This window comes from Vibrio sp. S11_S32 (genome assembly GCF_014694465.1).
In the GTDB taxonomy this organism is placed as follows: Bacteria; Pseudomonadota; Gammaproteobacteria; order Enterobacterales; family Vibrionaceae; genus Vibrio; species Vibrio algicola.
The window spans coordinates 1-16,409 of the sequence record NZ_JAAUWS010000052.1; the positions used below are offsets into that span (position 1 = coordinate 1).

The window sequence follows — 16,409 nt, forward strand, 5'->3', positions numbered from 1 at the left end:
ATCAAAGATGAATGTTAGGTGGTAGTAAGTAGCTGGACTCTATGAGTAGCTAAGGTGTAGGTAAGTAGACTAAAACATTTTACGACTCTAAAAGAGGTGTCTAAGCGTAAAATCGAGTGTAGAAGCCAACAATATGCCAAATTAAACAACTTCTAGCAAATTATTCTTTTGATTTTATGCTGATATGAAAAAAGCCACCCCATAAGGAGGTGGCTTTCTTTTTCTCAACTAAAGTATTGTTTTAGTTGTTATTTCAAATAGTTTTTTCCCTATTTGTGATGGGTTTTCAATTGGTATGTATTTACCTTCACCAAATTGATTATTCATTGATGGTTCACAACACTGTATCCCAATACCATAAATTTCAATTTCATCTTTTCTTATGGTATTGATTAGATCTGAGCAATCCAATGATGGCACTCCGTCAGTGATCACCAATATCACCTTGCGCTTTTCTTTTCTCGGCAATATAGCTGTAGTCGCCATGCTTAATCCTATGTGTAGCGGTGTTGAACCGCCACTAGTAGGTAGGCAAGCGAGTGTCGCTGCACATTGCTTCGGTGTCTCTGCAAAACTCTTTATCATAGCTGCCGCAAAATGTTTTTCACTCTTTACCCCAAAACCAATAACATTGGTTTTAACGAAAGGAAACGCATTTAGAGCCTCAACTAAAGCCTGTGTTGCAGATGCCGCTATTATATTTCGGTTGCGAACACGCATCGAACAAGAATCATCTAGCAAGATAGTGACAGCAGTGTTTTCCATATTTATTTCGGTTTTACTCTTAAAAATACGGAAATCATTTTGTAAAAGCCTAACACCCGCGTTTGGATGAATTCTTTTACCTTTTTTACCTTGTGTCGTTGCCTTCATCATTTTTGAAGCCACGAGTCCATGCAACTTACGTCGTAAAAAAGCTGATTCTTTTTTTGCTGAAGTTAAAATCTCATCTTCAGTCATTTTCCCTTTCGATTTCAATAACAACTCATTCAATCTGAGTGGTTGAATTACTTGGTATTCACTCCTAATAATATTAATGTTATCACTACTCAAAGCTGCATCTTCAACCATAATTTTGACAGATTCGCCAAAGTCATAATCTAAAGTCGCACCTTTCGTAACAAGAGAGCTAATAGCATTTGCAGCCATTCTCTTACCATCAGAATCACCGTCAGAATCTTGTTCCTCTTGTGAATCATCAGAATCACCGTCAGAATCTTGTTCCTCTTGTGAATCATCAGAATCACCGTCAGAATCTTGTTCCTCTTGTGAATCATCAGAATCATTATTAGCTAAAATGTCATACACACTTTCAGCCAATGCGATTGAACCACTGGTCGACTTAATCTGAACAACTTTGTCAATCTCAGCCTTTAAGCTGCTTAACAATGAAGCCCGCACATTAAGTTTCTTTAATGTTGACTCGCAACACTCAAAAGCATTTTTATATACCTTTGAATAACCACCTACCCAAAATGAGTAGAAGTAAATGTAATTAAACATTAATACCTCTACGTCACTCGATGAAGTGTTACTTATCAATGAAGCTCTTAAAGGTGCTAACACGTTGTATGCGCCTTTAAAGTTCATTCTTAGCTGACGCTCAATAAATACGTCTTCAAAAACCTGTCTCAAATCTTTTTTGAGTTGACACGGAAGGACGCTTTTTAACCACTGATTCCTTTTTGTGAAATCTGTATAAAGCAAATGACCCGCCTCATGTAAACCAAAAGCATACGCAGCTTTCTTGGCTGTATCGTCCTTTGGGTCAAATGGTGGAATGTTAACTAATGCCGTGGTGTTTTTGTCACCATATTGGCAGTATGCACCATCAGGTGCATTTGTTATGTGTACTCCTACTTCCTTAGTTAGACCACTAATGAAGTAAGAAAAGCTGTTTTTAATAGACATATAATATTCCTTTAATGTTGTGCGTTGCACATAGAGGAAAGGCTACAGAAGTAGCCTTTTTTGTAGTTAAAACATATTTAATAAGTCTTCAGCTTCATCGGCTTCAGACTCCATATCTATGTTTACTTCATCAGAAGCAGCAGAAGCATCGGGTTCGTCATCACATAGAAAATCAAACTCAAAGCTACTATCTGTTGCTTCTTCAGACGCATCACTTAAACCGAAAGTCGATTCAGGGTGCGCCATCAGCGTCAACGTTTTCATATACTCAACGTTAAATTTTGTTGGTAATTGCCCTTCGCCTTCTGCAAGTTCAAATAACTGAACCACTGCATCTAGCAATGGGGTTACTCGCGCATCAAGCGATTGATTAATCATCAACTTTCGTTGAATGGCTTCAAAGAGGCGCAAGTCCATTCGAGTGAGTTTTAATCGCCCGTGATTAGCTTGTTTCTTTGTTTCGAGTTCAGCTAGTTTTTTTCTAGCTTTACTCGCCATTTCATCCATTAGCACAGAGCCAAGGCTACCCACCTTGTCTTCAATCCCATGCCATGAAAATTGGATCTGTCGTTCAATGTATTCAGGTGTAAAGGCTTGTTTTCTAACAACACGCCCCAATCCTGTTACTTTTGACTCAACCTCGGCTACCCAACCATCTAAGTCAGACATATAGGTACTTAATATTAAATCCCTTGTTTGAATGATTTGATGTTGAACTTCGGTTAATCGGTCGATTAACCAGTTCTTTTTAGAGATAGGTAGTAATACCCCATCCCCGAACTTAACCCCAAACTCATAGCAATAGCTGTAAGCCTGATTAATCAGATTACGCACCATTTTTATGTTTTTTGGATCAAAACAATTTAGAGATCCTAACGTAGCAACCTCTTTCGTGATTTCTTGACTTAGGTTCAGGTCTTCTGCCTTCAATGAACGTTTTGCCGTCCACTGTGTAGCGTTAATATAAATAACGGTATAACCGTTAGGGAGCTGGATGTTATTTGTATTTTGCATAGTTATATTCCTTTTGTTGCGCTAAAGCGCATTGGGGGACCAGATGTGAAGTTGTGTAATGCAACTTCACTTCCCTGGTCGATGTTTAGTTTTTTAATCTAATATCATACTCAATGAAACCCTAGCGATTTCATGTGTAGCTTCGCGTGTGGCTTCATCTAAGGTATTGGCATAAGCCATATCAAGAGCTTGGTATACGTCTTTTCCGTATAGATAAAGCGTCATCCAGCGGTCTAATCCTCTAAGGGAAAGAACCGTACCCTGCGATTCCTCAGCAGCTTGACGAATCAATCGTGCCACTTGAACCATTTCAGCTGACATAGCCTTTAGTTCTGGTAGGCGTTTTTGAAACTCTTTCGAGGCGGATAGTTTGTTTGCAGTCTCAAAATCACTAATGATCTGGTCAACAAATGCAATTTCATGCTCCTCTCGCATGTACTCGACTTCTACTATATAAAATCGGTCCATGAATGCTTCATTTAGCACGTTCGCGCCCACATAATTACCATCACAACCAGAACCGTTCGTGTTTGCTGTAACAACAATACGAAAGTCCTTGTGTGGTAGAATCCACTCCTCAGTTTGAGGAATAAACAAACGCTTGCCGCTAAATAATTCGTTCATTTTGACAAGTTCCGAAGGCATCATCATATCTACTTCATCAAGTAGAAAAATGCCTCCTTCTTTCATGGCTTGATATAGCTTTCCTCCGAAAAACTTCACCTTGCCACTTACAGTCGGTAGAACTGTCCCAAATAAATCTAGGTACTCCGTTGAGGGCGAACCTGTCTCTGCATATACCGGAATGCCTAATCTAGCTGCAATTTGCTCTACTAGAGAAGTCTTCCCTGTCCCTTTTTTCCCTGTTAAAAATAACCCATATTTCGGGGCTGCTTTTAAGTGTCTAACCACATCAGCGGTTAGCTCTCTACGAAAAAAGTAGTTTTCAATAACGGGGGGGACTGCTATGTGACCTAATGCCCCCCAATTATTGGTCTTGATTTGAGCTTTGGCATTAAAGCTCTCGTCGCAATGAACGAATAATTCGTTCATTCTTTTTGCTTCAATGGTTGGCTTAAACTCAGTTGGCTTAAAACCAATTGTATTTTTTACAGCTTCCGCATCCGCTTGAGCTTTTTCACGAACCATTGCTCGTGCAAGTTTTGTTGAAAAGATAGCCATTTGTTGTTCAGTAAACATAGAATATTCCTTAATGTGCGCGGTGCGCGCAAAGTTAACCACCAGCAAAATGCCGGTAGTGATATTGATGATGACAAAAACAGTCACCAGGTTGTTTTTTAGTTGAATTGGCAAACGCCAGATACAACAAATCACCGTTAGCTAGTGCTAATGGCAAACAGGGTATCTAAAAAGATTTAAAACAGTTCATCAAAGATGAATGTTAGGTGGTAGTAAGTAGCTGGACTCTATGAGTAGCTAAGGGTGTAGGTAAGTAGACTAAAACATTTTACGACTCTAAAGAGGTGTCTAAGCGTAAAATCGAGTGTAGAAGTCGATAATATCGCAAATATTGGGGTTGATTGCAATTATGTTTAGTCGTTTTGAGCTATATTAAATACAAAATATCTTAAACTTTGTTCGGACGATTAAATGCTAACTGATAATGGAATCCAGCTTGAGCAGCATTCACTTACTGTTACAGTAGCAAAAATAAATGGCAAACAACTTACATTATCAAAAATCAAATCATTACCCGTTCTCTATGACGACAATATAAAAACCAACACGTTCTCATGGCTTGAACAATATGAACTTGGTAGTTCAAGTGTAATCGGTAAAATCCCCAACGATATTGCACTCACTGAATGTATTAAGCGTGGCTACAAAAGTCCGTTTTTCACTCACACTCATCACTCAGCAGCAGTAGTAATTCACCATCAATTCCAGTTATTCTTAACATTTATTCCAGCCGAAACATCGGATTTTTTGATATTTCACAATAAACAGTGGGAGTTAAATAGTAGCTTTTGCTTCAATTGGGATGATGAAAATGGAACGGGATTGGCTAACGCACGAGAAGAACAACAATTACTCTTTGATAGAGTTGATTTTTTGAAGCGGAAAATTTTAGCTGAAGCCAAATATCTATTTCTCTAATGAAATGCACCTAATGTACGTTAGGTGCATTAGCCACTAAATTGCTTTCTTAATATCTTTCAAATCTGCTTTTCTAACGATTATCACTTCACTAGAGTCTTCACCATACATCAGTAAATCACCATCAATGATCTCGAAAAATTCCATTTCAATCAGTTTCTTTTTGGGTTTTGCCTTGCTACCAACGTCATCATTATTCATTGATTCCATTTCAAAATTAGCATCTTCAACAGATTGATCTACAATTTCACCGTCTTTAATTTTATCTAGCATTTCAGATTTGTTGTTTGCAGATTCACCCTTTCCCTTTACAGGCTCACCCGCACCGGAATCACCACCAGCACTATCAAGTGTGGTGGAGTCTTTTTTTCTAACTTCCGTTAAGCCGACTTCTGCCTCGGGTAAGTCAGTGGGTTTTTGAAGCTCTTTTATGATCTCTCTTAATCCAGCTTCTCCTACTTTCTTATCACGAACCTCTTGAATTATTTTATCCAATTCATCTTGCAGCATTAAGCCTTCTAAACGGCACAGAGACGAAAGAATATTAATGTTTTGTGTTACGCCTTCCTTTGATAGCAATTGTATCTCAGTGTTCGCTTTTGATAGCTTAATCAACCTCGACACATAACTTTTCTTTAAACCGAATACCTTTGCTAAATCAGTTTGTGTTAATTGCTCACCGGCTACCGATGCGTGTTGAATTTGTACAAGAGCATTTGCTTCATCCAATCGTGACATATCGGTACGACCAACATTTTCTACAAACTGTAAATTTAAGAGTTTATTCCTATCATTTTCAGTGGTGATCAATGCTTTGATTTGGTTATAGCCAAGTGACTTGTGTGATAACCAACGCCCTTCGCCATAAACCAGCATGTATCGACCTAAACTTTCAGGGTGCGGTCTAATCAATATGGGTTGTATGTTCCCACCGGTTCGCTCGATGTTTTTAACTAATTTGTTTAGTTCATCTTCGGACCATGACTTTCTTGGTTGTAGCGTATCTGGCTCGATACTTCCCACATCAATCATTTGTATTTCAACCGATGTTGTATTGCTAAATTCAATTGCATTATTCATTAGTTATCCTTAAATTCCGGCTTACCATCTTTTTCAAAAAAACGACTCTTACATGTAGGAAAGCCGCTACATCCATACCAAAACTTTCCAGCGGCTTTAGTTGGGCGTTTAATCAGTGCCGAACCACAATCGGGACAAGAAAACTCCGTGGTTTCCACTGTTGCTTTTTTAGCACTAAAGGCATCAAAATCAGGTTTCCCTCGCTTATCTTGAAGTGAAGCCTTGCAACCAGCTTGGTATCCTTTGCACCCCCAAAAAAAGCCGCTCTTGCCTTTTATGCGATTTAATTCAGAACCACACAACGGGCATTCATGTTTCTTAGCTGCTGGTACACTGCTAAAAGCAAGTCCAGTTGCCTTTAGCTCATTAACCTTGTCATCAACAAAACTTTGTACCTTGAATTGAAACTCTTCTTTGCTTAATTCCCCATTCAGTATTTTATTTAACTCCAATTGCCAAAAAGCCGTTAAGTCTACTTGAGTGGCAAAAGCAGGAAGCGCATCATAGAACTCATTACCTAGCTGAGTACCAACCAATGACTTACCTTTTTTAGTGAGTAATTTCCTTTTGAAATTGACAGCTATTGCGTCAGAACGTGTGGCAGCAGTACCTATACCGCCATTTTCTGTAGAGTCCTTATCTCTCTCAATCAAAACCATCTTTAATTGTGGATCGCTCACATAAACACTTGCGCGTGTTAAATCGTTTAATAGCGTATCCATCGTATAGAGTTTCGGTGGTTGCGTTTGAGAACTGCGAATAATCATATTTTCGACCATTCCTAGCTCCCCAACGCTTAATGTTGAAAGCTGTAGTTCCTGAACTGTTTCGGCTTCATCATCACTATCATCATGTGACTCTCCAGCAAAAAGGGCTTGCCAACCATGATCAACAATATGGGTTTGTGTTGCAGTAAGCCTTAATGACTCAAGCGCAATTTCGATGGATGTTTGTACTCGTTTTTGCTTGTTAAAGAATTGAGCTAAGAAGTTTCTTGCCACCAGCGTATAAATATTAGCTTCTTCTTCTGACAGTGATGGGATTCGACCATTTGCCACATAATCATTAACAACTGGAATGATGCCGTGGTGTGCGCTAACCTTTTTATTGTTAAATGATCTTGATTTAATATTGAAATCCGCATATTCAACGCCATTCTGAAAGTGGGGAAGAATGGCTGTGACAGTTTCAAAAATATGCTTTGCTTCGGGGTGTATATTTTCCGGAAGGTAGCCTGAATCTGTTCTGTTATAGCTCAGCAACGCCTTGTCTTTGAGACTTTGAGTTATAGCGAGAACTTTATCCGGTTCATAATCAAATAACTTCGCACTCATTTTTTGCAATGCAAGCAATGAGAACGTTAATGGTGGGTGCGTGAACTTATCCTCAGTGACAACACCGGTCAGTGGCAAACTCGCACCGGTTAGCCCATCTTTAATCTGGCTCGCTAAGTTAATATCCAGTAATCGCTTACTTTCATCGAACATCAACGGATTTTCATTAATGAAACCATCTGAAATTGTTGTTTTCATCTTGACTTCGCATCCATTGAAATTCACCACTGCATCGACGGGATAGAAATCAACCGGTATGTGTTTTTCGTGTTGACGCTGCCTTGAGATCACCATTCCAAAAATTGCGGTCTGAACTCTGCCGTTGCTTAATACCAACTTTGAGTCAGGATTTTTTTGACGATAAAGCAACGTGCATAGGCGAGACATATTAAGACCGTAATAATAATCAAACACTGACCGGCAATACTCGGAATTTGATAAATAACTAAAGTCTGAATTTGGTTTCAGGTGGTCCGGTGATAATGCTTTTCTCAATGTGCTGGGGTTATCATCTGAAAACCAACCTCGCAACGTCTTACCACGAAATCCAGCATATTCAATCACTTCATCGAAAATTTGTTGACCAGCGGCATCAATATCAGCCATGTTTATAGCTGTATCCGCTTTTTTCAATAGTCGTAGTACAGCATTTAGCTGTGATACCGTCTTTGGATTAGGTTCTATTGGTATAGGTCGACCATAAGACATTACTTGTAATGGTAGATCAGTTAACAGCCAACGCTTGTAATCGACGTTAATCTGTTCAGGCATACTAAAACCGAGTAAATGCCCTATACACCATGTAACGAATACATCCCCTTCCAACTCTATATAGCTTCTTTCTTTTTTTACGATGCCACCTAATGCGTCGGCTATTTTTCGTCCAACGTCTGGCTTTTCTGCAATTATTACTTTCATAATATGCCCTTAAATTATTAACGGTCATATTATGAACTGATTGATGATGATGGAATGGATTTAGGGGGGGGACACATAAGATTTTATACTTTGATATAAGTGTCGCTGGACAATAATTATAAATAGTATGTTACATGTAACGATGTGTAACCTTATGTTTTATATAACTTTATTTAATGTTGCACTTTTGGATACTTTTAACCATCTCAGAAGTAACCTTAATTTGAAATTATTATCATTAAATTCAGACAATTAGCTGTATATTAGTTGCGTTACATTGCTATTGTCCGCACGAGCATTACTCAGAGCCATGTTTTTTCGTATTAACGTAGCATTTTGTGATTGAACTTTAGCGAGCATAGCTTTCAATTCTACCACCTCAGACCGCAACTCTCGATTGCGGTCTTTGTATTTATTAAGTTCTGTTTGTTTGGCATCACGTTGCTGTCGAATACTTTTATTTACACCGCCTTTAATCCGCTCTAATAGGTCAGGGCAATCACGGTGAATCAATGCTCGACTTACGCCTGCTTCTTCGGCAACAGCAGCGACACTCATTTTGCGTTTATTAGAGACGATTTTAGGACGACCCTTTTCGATACGAATAATGGCAAGTCGAACCGCTTTGTGTGTCACCTTTTCTTTCTGGTTAGACATTTATCACCTCGATATCCTTTCTCTCGTTAATCTCTTGCTTCATAGCTTCAACATCAATACCCAATGCCACTAGAACCTTTTCACAGCGTTCCATGCCTTTTTTTACCGCCGCTCTACCAGCTTCACCAATATCATCCAATTGCATCAGTTTCATTTGCTGCACTAGCATTCCCTCCCAATAAGGCAGGTGTCGCTTATCTACAATGCCGCTTTCACAGCTATCAGGCTTACCACACTTACACTCATCATCATTGGTGCACCACCCAATACCTGTTGAGCGAATTGGTATGGAGCTAGAGTATGCCTTTGCCATAGCACTAAGAGAGCCAAAAGATTTAATTAACTCTTTATTCTCACGGACTTCCATGATGTTTTGAGCTATGTCGCCACCAGTGATAGGCATGTCTAGTTCAAACCAATCTTGCTTAATTTCTTCTTCAACCAAATATTTCTCTCGAAGCATTTCTTCAAACAATTCAGCATCCAAAGCATCATTAAAGGCATACAAAGTGGTCATGGTAATTGACCAATGTTTAAAGTGATCTTTTAATGCTCTCAAGTCACCTAATTCAGAGTGAACCGCATAATTAGCAAAGGTACGTCTGAATTGGTGCGCTGATAGGTTCCAATTACTCCCTATCTGTTCACATAAGTTTGGCAACCTAGCGTTAGTCATTGCCACCCCTGACAATAGGTAAATTGCGTTTCCTTTTCCCAGGTTTTTCGATAGGCAGATGTGGTTTGAGATTTCCTCAAGTCGATGTGCTTCCACATGATCGTTGCTTGCTTTCGCTTTTAGTAAATCACACTCAAGTTGATCTTGAAGTGGAGCGCTCAAACGGCCAAGAATATCAATCGCTTCCGTGGCTATCCTTGGCGCAATCCACTCAGCTAACCCTGTATGTGTTTTCTCAGAGATAGTTTCGATGTGGTAGTAAGTGGTGTCGTCTTTCGTTTCAGAGCGATACGCATCACGCTTAATGCCTAATATTTCATGGATACGCATACCCGTTGTGAGTAACAGCCAGAAGATACAGCTATCTCGCAGTAGCAATGTTTCTCTCTTTTTTGACGATTCCAGAATTTCATCAGCTTTATCTAGGTATGATTTAGTAAACTGGCACAGCGGAATTAGCACTTTATTTGGAATAATGGGGGTCTTACCTTTGATAATGGCTTCCCGATACACTTCACCAACATACCCTGCTTGCTCATTAGCGCTTGATTCAGGCCAAGGATGCTCTTTGACAAAATCAAACTCTTTTCAGTGGAAATAAATGTCTTCTAGAACGCGAAACCTCTCTGCTTTGGTGTTTGCCGTCAGTGGTTTAGTCTCGCTTTTTCGCTTAGATGTCAGGGTATTTACATGTCTAACGTAAGCATTAGAGGTAAAAGCTGTGAGCCCATGTGTGGCTGTAGTATCTGAGCTTAAAACCCACTGAAAATAACTTTTCAACTTGCCCAATGTTTTCACAAGAGTATTAAGAGCCAACCCCTTTTTGAATTTGCTCCAGATTACCCACTTTGCCATGCGCTTCATTTGAGTATCATCAATCGTAGAAAAAGTAAGGTTTAATGCACTTGCTACAGTTGCTTTCGTGCCTTTACTGACAGGAAACACCCATATATCCTCCTCAAATCGAGATAGCGTTTGGTATTCACCATTGGCCAGTTTAATGTAAGTAACAATACCCGTTATAGAACCGTTAATAGCTTGCTCAAGCGCACTGGTGCTTGGCTTTGGGCATTGCTGAATCGCAAACTCAGCTTGCGTGAGTATTAACTCAATTGAACTCATTGCGTCACCTTCAACATATCAAGATTTTGCCAGTACGGATGTGGATTAGTTCTTGCTCGTTCTTTTTCAGCCTCTATACGCTGTAACTGTCCCAGCTTTGCAAATTCAGGGACAACTTCTTGATCTACGATTCTTAGAACATTTTTTAAATGATGCTTCCAGTCTTTGCGACCAAACTCATCACGGTTGCGAATAATCGCCCAATAAAAACTAAAGAGTTTATACAAATCATCACCTGTAATAACGAAGCTCTTACAGCGGAAACTGTATGAGAGGAATAAAGTTTCATACTGAACAGATAAGCAACCCTGTTTGTACCGTTATTAGAATGCATGTGACTAAAAATAAAGTTCCATACTAATTGCTATTATCGAACCTGAATCGAGCTAAAGGTTAGTATTAAAGTGTCATACTCGTTTTACCCTCTTATTTCCTTGACTACACATTAACCATATATCACAATTAGACTATCATTGTGATATATGGTTGTCTTTGTATGAAGAAGCAAAAGCACACGCCCGTTTCTGCACCTGTTACTTGGTTCGGAAGTAAGAGCCGTCTAGTGAAAAAGATTGTTAGCCACTTTCCAGATCACAACACTTATGTAGATGTATTTGGTGGATCTGGCGCAATGCTGCTAGGTAAGCCTCCAAGTAAAGTTGAGGTGTATAACGACCTCAATAAAAAAATGGTGTGCCTATTCAATGTCCTTTCAGACCAAGCGAAAACCAAAGAGTTGATCAGGCGTTTAGAACTGACGCCCTATTCACGCGATACATTCAAAACCGCATCTGCAACCATAGACCAAGAGCAAGACGATATAGAGTTGGCCAAGCTAATGATGGTGGTGCAGCGTCAGTCACATGGTGGTTTAGCAAAACAATGGTCATATTGTGTTGATGCTCCCGCAGGGGGGTATAGCGCCAGTGTGCGCAAGTTCCATGCGGGTATAGAACGATTGCCAGAAGTGCATAGGCGCATGAGAAAGGTGCAAGTTGAAAACATGCCTTTCCAAGATGTGTTGAACCGCTATGACCGAGAAGAAACGTTGTTCTATCTTGATCCTCCTTATGTCCCTGAAACTCGCGTTAACGGCATATATGAGCATGAAATGACGATTGATGATCATATAGAAATGGTGGTGCATCTGCGGAAGCTTAAAGGTAGGTGTATCTTGTCTGGTTACGCTCACAAGGTCTATCAGCCTCTTGAAGATGAGGGATGGAAACGTATAGATATTGATGTTATCGCCTCAACCAGTAAAAGCCGCGCATCGAGAACAGAGTGTTTATGGTTGTCACCTAATTGTCTGATAAAAAAAGAAATACCAGAGTATCAAGACATTGCTAATGATGAGACATTAACCAATCGACAGAAGGCGGCCAAGCGTGTTCACCGACACCGAACCGACCAATCAAAGGAAGCAATAACCAAGGCGATTAACAGTCTGAAAAGAATGAAAAAACGAGTCACAAAAGTTGAGGTTGCACGTATGACGGGCATTAGTCGAGAGCATATTTCCCGTTATTACTCCGACCTTTTCTGAGGCGACCGCATAGTATGATACTTTAATACTCAGTATGAATCTTTATTAGTTAGTGTGAGACTTTATTACTCTTTCACAGAAACAGCCTAAGAAGTCATTACAGAATGTGCCATCTTTAGGTGCTTTTTCGCCATTCTTAGGGTCTTTACAATGGCCTACAGGGACACTTAGCTCTGCGCATGTTAGCTCTTTAACTCGTATCTCACCCATTAAGCCTAAGTTGCGCTTTGATTGCTCAGGAGCTTGTAGATAGTGGTCAAGCGTTCCTGTCCCTCGATGTTTGGCTTGCTGCGCAGCAATTAACAAACTCTCACCACTTAACTCATAAATACCGTTGATGAACGTCTTGCGAAAACGGCTTACATTAAGTTTCATCGTTCGACCATCTTCATCTCTTAGGTCGTACTCTTTGATGAATTTTTTGATGTTATATCGAAGCAGCCTTTCTGCTAGAGAGGAGACCGTATCTATCTCTGCTCCTATGTGGGTAATTTTAGGCTCATAGACAAATACCAAGTCGGAATCGATAGACTTTCTCACTTGGCTATTACGCTCAATAATAGCCTCAATAAGATAAGCCACATCAAGCTTTATCCCTTGCACCACTTCTAGTTCCTGTGATTTTCGTAAATTGTGCAGTTGCGTGGCGTTGCCTCTTTTTTTGAATACGGTTAAGAGCTTGCGGCAATCTTTAAGTGGGTGGTCGGTCAATGAGTCGGTAGTCATATCGAGAAGCGGAGAGGTGTTGATGCCTGTCTGAATCGCCACAGCTAACAAGCACAGTGTTAACTGATAACCTGTCAGTGGTTCGGTCTTTTGATAAATCGGCTTAATTGCTTGTTTTAGCGCAACCACCACCTGCCTTTTTTCATGGGGAGTCAGTGGTTTCTCGCCCTTTGCACGTTTACTTGAATTTGGAAATGGGCTCTTAGGAAAGAAATCACTGTTTAGGTTTATGTCATCAATGACTGACCAATAGCCCTTGTCCCTCATGTGTATCAGCATTGACTTGAGGTGAGTGTAGTAACCTTTTTGAGTGTTATACCCTAACTCACAACCTCTAAGGTGCAGTAAATATTGCTCGATCAACTCTGGCGTAATGTCATCTTGTGTTAAGTCCTCACCCGCTGAATACCTAAATAATGTAAGGTATTCAGCGAAATGGAAAAAACCATTTTTAAAATAACTTTTTTGAGTTTCCTCGCTAAGAGCATCGGTATTTTTCAGCAGAGCTTTTGCGGTGTAGTACACTCGATTTGTAATGTCGTCATAACCTTTGCCATAGAAACGAGTAAAATTGACGTTAGAACCATTGCCACCTTTTGAACCGATATTCGGGTAATTCACTACAGGGTTGATTGGTCGGACTATTTCACGATTTTTAGCAGTGTCAGTTGTTGACTCTACTGCCGATGTTTTCTTTAGCTTGTCTTTGTTAATAGACAGTTTTTTTCTTTGTCTCGCCATACTTCACCTACACAATCGCATCAATCTGTTGTTGATACTCAATCGACAAGTCATCGACCAAATCATTAACCAAATGTAAATATTTCATCGTGGTTGTGATACTTGAATGTCCAAGCCGAGCTTGTAGGTACATCAACGGTTCAAATTTACTGCTTTTATGCTCTAACATTCCTTTCAGCATGTGCGTTGCATAAGTATGCCTTAACATATGCGGTGATACGTGAAAGGGTAATTTAAGCGACTTGAGAGCCTTACCAAAAGCAGAACCTTGAGAAGCCCACCCTTGACCATCAGGCGTTAAAAACAAGCAATTTGACTCCACTTCCGACTCTTGTTGCTTCTGAAAACGAGCCTCATTGACATAACGCCACAAGTCCTCCATCAATCGTGTCGGGATGTGTATTTTGCGCTCTTTCTCACCTTTGGTTCGTGAAATATTGACCTCATAGTAAGCTCTGTTTCCAGTAGGCTTTCTTATTATATTCAAGGGAAACAGCAACAGTTCTTTTCGTCTAATTCCTGTCTGTAGACATAAGCGAACCATCAGCTTTAAGGTTGGATTTTCAATCGCAGATAAAAGATCTCGCACTTCAATTACCGATAAAAATTGAGCTTTTTTCTCAAAGGTTTTCATCATCAAATCAGAGCTGTATTTCTTACCACCATTTCTTTCTGTATGAGCTAAAAACTGCTGGCCTTTATTCACTGAAACGGATTCTAGAGAGTAAGGTAATGACTTAAACCACTTACCGACGCCATAAGAATAGAAACGCACTATCGTTCTTAAATGCTGATTGGTTGAATTTACCGACATGCCAAACTCACCAACACAAAGGTCACGATAAGCACTGACTAACATTTCATCTTCACTGCTTTCTGAAATGTCTCGCCAATCCAAACTGTTCTGCTCACAGAATGTCAGGAATTGAGCTAGGTGATTACCATACGTCCACCAAGTGTTCTCACTATTCACTCGACCTCGTTTTAAGCACTCATATACCAAGAACTGCAACGCCTCTACACAAAGCATTCCTGATTCAATCCCTAGATCTGAATTATCAGTCTCCCAAGTTAGCAAAGGGAAGTTAGGGTATTTGACGCTTTCTATCTCAAAGTCAGATGTGGATTTGATGCAGAGCATAACAACCTCGCTGGACTGTGCATGCATACAGTATAAAGGGTGATTCTATGCTTCTCTATGAGAATTGGAATTTTTTATGCGTACCGTGATATGTAACACGTTACTGGACAAAAGCACGTTAGAGTATGGATACTAACGTGCCAAAATTGGATTAGAAAAAGTATCTTGAAGCCTTAAATGCTTGTTAGGTTTATATTTCATTGCTATTGATTAATCAAGACAGAGCCCCCATATGGTATAAGGATAAGAACACGCCTTACCACTCAGAGCATACATTCACTAACTGAGACAACTGGAGCGTGAAAATAAATATTCCAGATTTCTCAAGGAATGATCTAATGATTGCTTATCTTATTCTCGTTCACCGCTATCCAGATCAATTTAAACGGTTGTTTCATGCCATATACCATCCAAATAATCACTACGTTATCCATGTTGACAAAACTTCTGGCAAAGAAATTTTAGATGAAATATCTTTGTTTATAGGTGATTACAAAAATGCAGAAATTCTTGAATCAGAAGATGCGCTATGGGGTGGGTATAGCCTAGTTAATATTGAACTTCGTGGTATGGCTAAGTTATTAAATATGAATAAAAGCTGGACTCATTTTATAAACCTAAGTGGACAAGATTTTCCATTGAAAACTCAGCCATATATTCATGACTTTTTGTCAAATAATCCAGACAAGGAATTCATTCGAGCACTAGACCAAAATGAAGCTAGGCCCGAAACGATGAATCGCATAGAAAATATGTGTTTTGAATATAAAGGACATATTTACCGACCTAAAATAGCCAGAAAATTCATGTCAGGAATAACACCGTTTATAGGCACTCAATGGATGATTGTGTCGCGACAGTTCTGTGATTTTGTCTGTAATACGGATGCATCTCAGCCCTATAAAGAATTTTATAAAAATACTTTTATTGCTGATGAGGGATTTTTCCAAACGGTTATGATGAATAACGATTGTCATGGTGAAATAGTTCAAGATGATTTGCGTTTTATCGATTGGGTACCAGATGGAGACATAAAGCTAAGGCCAAGGACATTTACAATGGCCGATATTTCCAACTTAATATCGAGCCCTAATCTTTTCGCTCGAAAATTTGATCTGTTAGAGGATGCTAAAGTGGTGGATAGAATTGAACACCACCTCGGTGCAACTATCTAGTCTTTAATTAACCACCCTGTATTTACGGGGTGGCTCAAAGAAACCTAACGCTTATTAGACCACAAATTGTCGTCTTTCATCTTTCGGTAATGCCATCGTTTTCATATTAACTCAACTTATAATGTAAGCGCCCCATAAACCCCACATGTTCATTTATTTTTGCGAATCATAAGATCAGATCTCAAACTATTAGGAGATTTGAATATGGCACAACGACACACTAATCAAGAATGGCAATCTCTGCTCGAGC

14 protein-coding genes are annotated in these 16,409 nt (G+C 39.6%); 3 read left to right on the top strand and 11 right to left on the bottom strand.

From position 1 onward, the window contains the following. Positions 1–228: 228 nt before the first annotated feature. The 3 genes from HC723_RS14705 to HC723_RS14715 all read right to left on the bottom strand — a co-directional run bounded on the left by HC723_RS14705 (position 229) and on the right by HC723_RS14715 (position 4,125). Entirely contained in the window at positions 229–1,911 is a 1,683-nt protein-coding gene (locus HC723_RS14705; RefSeq protein ID WP_190339616.1) for a cobaltochelatase CobT-related protein, read from the bottom strand. A 66-nt stretch (positions 1,912–1,977) separates the two neighbouring features. Continuing rightward, on the bottom strand, positions 1,978–2,925 hold the full coding sequence (locus HC723_RS14710; RefSeq protein WP_190339617.1) for a DUF3150 domain-containing protein: 948 nt from the start codon (positions 2,923–2,925) through the stop codon (positions 1,978–1,980). A 93-nt stretch (positions 2,926–3,018) separates the two neighbouring features. After that, positions 3,019–4,125, bottom strand: a complete 1,107-nt coding sequence (locus tag HC723_RS14715) for an AAA family ATPase (RefSeq protein ID WP_190339618.1) — start codon at positions 4,123–4,125, stop codon at positions 3,019–3,021. Between the two features lie 411 nt (positions 4,126–4,536). Between HC723_RS14715 and HC723_RS14720 the strand changes: the two genes are divergently transcribed. Then, the gene (locus HC723_RS14720; protein WP_190339619.1) at positions 4,537–5,043 is read left to right on the top strand and encodes a hypothetical protein; all 507 of its coding nucleotides are present in this window, start codon (positions 4,537–4,539) and stop codon (positions 5,041–5,043) included. A gap of 36 nt (positions 5,044–5,079) precedes the next feature. Here the strand turns inward: HC723_RS14720 and HC723_RS14725 are convergent, their stop codons facing one another. The 6 genes from HC723_RS14725 to HC723_RS14745 form a co-directional block, all read right to left on the bottom strand. Next, positions 5,080–6,123 carry a ParB/RepB/Spo0J family partition protein gene (locus HC723_RS14725; protein ID WP_190339620.1) on the bottom strand — a complete coding sequence of 348 codons (1,044 nt, stop codon included), beginning with the start codon at positions 6,121–6,123 and terminating at the stop codon, positions 5,080–5,082. After that, entirely contained in the window at positions 6,123–8,375 is a 2,253-nt protein-coding gene (locus tag HC723_RS14730) for a DNA topoisomerase (protein ID WP_190339621.1), read from the bottom strand. Before HC723_RS14730 ends, HC723_RS14725 begins: the two co-directional genes overlap by 1 nt. A gap of 252 nt (positions 8,376–8,627) precedes the next feature. Continuing rightward, complete coding sequence (locus tag HC723_RS14735) at positions 8,628–9,032, bottom strand: TetR family transcriptional regulator (protein WP_190339622.1); 405 nt, start codon at positions 9,030–9,032, stop codon at positions 8,628–8,630. Further along, positions 9,025–10,221: a hypothetical protein gene (locus tag HC723_RS17520; RefSeq protein WP_342365753.1), complete on the bottom strand. Its 1,197-nt coding sequence runs from the start codon at positions 10,219–10,221 to the stop codon at positions 9,025–9,027. Before HC723_RS17520 ends, HC723_RS14735 begins: the two co-directional genes overlap by 8 nt. Positions 10,222–10,296: 75 nt before the next feature. Next, complete coding sequence (locus HC723_RS17525; RefSeq protein WP_238925512.1) at positions 10,297–10,830, bottom strand: hypothetical protein; 534 nt, start codon at positions 10,828–10,830, stop codon at positions 10,297–10,299. Further along, positions 10,827–11,057, bottom strand: a complete 231-nt coding sequence (locus HC723_RS14745) for a hypothetical protein (RefSeq protein WP_203218783.1) — start codon at positions 11,055–11,057, stop codon at positions 10,827–10,829. Before HC723_RS14745 ends, HC723_RS17525 begins: the two co-directional genes overlap by 4 nt. A gap of 269 nt (positions 11,058–11,326) precedes the next feature. Between HC723_RS14745 and HC723_RS14750 the strand changes: the two genes are divergently transcribed. Next, positions 11,327–12,376, top strand: a complete 1,050-nt coding sequence (locus HC723_RS14750; protein ID WP_190339623.1) for a DNA adenine methylase — start codon at positions 11,327–11,329, stop codon at positions 12,374–12,376. A 45-nt stretch (positions 12,377–12,421) separates the two neighbouring features. Here HC723_RS14750 and HC723_RS14755 read toward each other — a convergent pair whose 3' ends face one another. Together HC723_RS14755 and HC723_RS14760 are read right to left on the bottom strand one after the other, a co-directional pair. Beyond that, a complete protein-coding gene (locus tag HC723_RS14755; protein WP_238925513.1) occupies positions 12,422–13,843 on the bottom strand; it encodes a phage integrase SAM-like domain-containing protein in 1,422 nt (473 codons plus the stop codon). A 7-nt stretch (positions 13,844–13,850) separates the two neighbouring features. Then, complete coding sequence (locus HC723_RS14760) at positions 13,851–14,984, bottom strand: tyrosine-type recombinase/integrase (RefSeq protein WP_190339624.1); 1,134 nt, start codon at positions 14,982–14,984, stop codon at positions 13,851–13,853. A gap of 338 nt (positions 14,985–15,322) precedes the next feature. On the opposite strand from HC723_RS14760, the gene HC723_RS14765 reads away from it, so the two are divergent. Then, a complete protein-coding gene (locus HC723_RS14765; RefSeq protein ID WP_190339625.1) occupies positions 15,323–16,159 on the top strand; it encodes a beta-1,6-N-acetylglucosaminyltransferase in 837 nt (278 codons plus the stop codon). Positions 16,160–16,409: the final 250 nt, after the last annotated feature.

What these genes read in the sequence shown, in the direction of transcription:
- HC723_RS14760 (WP_190339624.1), bottom strand. Translation starts at nt 14,984, where the DNA reads ATGCTCTGCATCAAATCCACATCTGACTTTGAGATAGAAAGCGTCAAA.
- HC723_RS14765 (WP_190339625.1), top strand. Translation starts at nt 15,323, where the DNA reads ATGATTGCTTATCTTATTCTCGTTCACCGCTATCCAGATCAATTTAAA.
- HC723_RS14705 (WP_190339616.1), bottom strand. Translation starts at nt 1,911, where the DNA reads ATGTCTATTAAAAACAGCTTTTCTTACTTCATTAGTGGTCTAACTAAG.
- HC723_RS14715 (WP_190339618.1), bottom strand. Translation starts at nt 4,125, where the DNA reads ATGTTTACTGAACAACAAATGGCTATCTTTTCAACAAAACTTGCACGA.
- HC723_RS14750 (WP_190339623.1), top strand. Translation starts at nt 11,327, where the DNA reads ATGAAGAAGCAAAAGCACACGCCCGTTTCTGCACCTGTTACTTGGTTC.
- HC723_RS14730 (WP_190339621.1), bottom strand. Translation starts at nt 8,375, where the DNA reads ATGAAAGTAATAATTGCAGAAAAGCCAGACGTTGGACGAAAAATAGCC.
- HC723_RS14755 (WP_238925513.1), bottom strand. Translation starts at nt 13,843, where the DNA reads ATGGCGAGACAAAGAAAAAAACTGTCTATTAACAAAGACAAGCTAAAG.
- HC723_RS17525 (WP_238925512.1), bottom strand. Translation starts at nt 10,830, where the DNA reads ATGAGTTCAATTGAGTTAATACTCACGCAAGCTGAGTTTGCGATTCAG.
- HC723_RS14710 (WP_190339617.1), bottom strand. Translation starts at nt 2,925, where the DNA reads ATGCAAAATACAAATAACATCCAGCTCCCTAACGGTTATACCGTTATT.
- HC723_RS14720 (WP_190339619.1), top strand. Translation starts at nt 4,537, where the DNA reads ATGCTAACTGATAATGGAATCCAGCTTGAGCAGCATTCACTTACTGTT.
- HC723_RS14725 (WP_190339620.1), bottom strand. Translation starts at nt 6,123, where the DNA reads ATGAATAATGCAATTGAATTTAGCAATACAACATCGGTTGAAATACAA.
- HC723_RS14735 (WP_190339622.1), bottom strand. Translation starts at nt 9,032, where the DNA reads ATGTCTAACCAGAAAGAAAAGGTGACACACAAAGCGGTTCGACTTGCC.